This window comes from Moorena sp. SIO4G3, from assembly GCF_010692305.1.
Lineage (GTDB): Bacteria > Cyanobacteriota > Cyanobacteriia > Cyanobacteriales > Coleofasciculaceae > Moorena > Moorena producens_A.
Map to the genome: position 1 here is coordinate 1 of NZ_JAAHIG010000759.1, position 1,139 is coordinate 1,139.

A 1,139-nucleotide genomic window follows, 5' to 3' on the forward strand; every position below is an offset into this window, starting at 1 on the left:
CAAATCAAGGAAAAAGAGTGGCAGAGATAAGTGAGTTCTTTTGGAATTGGTTGCGCCGTGTACTTGGAGACTTGTTCGCACGGTGCTTTGGGGACGAAGCGGGAGCAATCCCGCTGACTTACCCGATAGATAGGAGATAGGAAGAAGCCAGCGAAAACTGTCCAAGGCGAACGCTGGCTTCTGGCTCCTCCATTAGACAAGGAGATAACCCCATGGTAAAAGCAATTCACCCTGATGGTGAGGGTCACCCCTACCAACAAACTGTGGCACAGGCTTCTGTGGCACAGGCTTCTAGCCTGTGTAGCACACTGACTTCGACGCTGTTTGTGGCAACTGAACCAGCCATAACCTTACTGGCCTGGCAAGAAGATTTATCGAACTTAGGAAGTTTAGTTGGTTTTGCCCCCCTAACCCCCCAGCGAGCAATCCCTCGCTGGGGGGTACTACTCTCAAAGTCCCCCAAACTTGATACCGTTGGCGAAATTAATATTTCTTTACACAAGAGTAGCAGATGGGTAACTTTAAGTTCATGCTCCCCCAGAATTGGGGGTTGGGGGGCTATAAAGACTGCTGTCTTCAGGCTGATATTACTAAATGTTTTTTTCGCCAGCAGTATCAAACTTGGGGGACCAACGGGGGCAATGGGTAAATCCAGACTTAGAAACTCTAGCAGTAGAGGACACCTGATGAAAACGCCCCGTCCTCTTACCGAAAAAGACCAAGCCTTAATCCAGCGCTACAGTAACTGCCAAATTGTTATGACACCACAACAGTTTTATCGGAAATGGTTAGTGACTTACGAGGTCATAGCCTGTATTTGCTCCCGTTCGGAAGCTACAGTACAGCGCTGGTTTGCCAGAGGTCACAACTATCGCACTCCCATGCCCATCGATTTGTTCCATCTGGCCATCATGGACTTCCTTCTAGAGAATTTTGAGGAAATGCCTGAAAAACTCCAGAATTTCCTGTGTCCCCCAGATTAAGAAGATGGGGAGATGGGGAGATGGGGAGATGGGGAGATGGGGAAATGGGGAAATGGGGAGATGGGGAGATGGGGAGATGGGGAGATGGGGAGATGGGGAGTGTGGGGCAAGAGGCAAGAGGCAAGAGGCAAGAGTCAAGAGTTCATAAACTATAGA

General features: G+C 49.3%; 2 protein-coding genes. One reads left to right on the forward strand and one right to left on the reverse strand.

The window, feature by feature from the left end:
- On the reverse strand, nt 1–200 hold a 200-nt coding region (locus F6J99_RS45245), incomplete at its 3' end, for a hypothetical protein (protein ID WP_293124030.1).
- Nucleotides 201–212: 12 nt separating this feature from the next.
- Between F6J99_RS45245 and F6J99_RS45250 the strand changes: the two genes are divergently transcribed.
- Nucleotides 213–983, forward strand: a complete 771-nt coding sequence (locus tag F6J99_RS45250; protein WP_293124033.1) for a hypothetical protein — start codon at nt 213–215, stop codon at nt 981–983.
- Nucleotides 984–1,139: the final 156 nt, after the last annotated feature.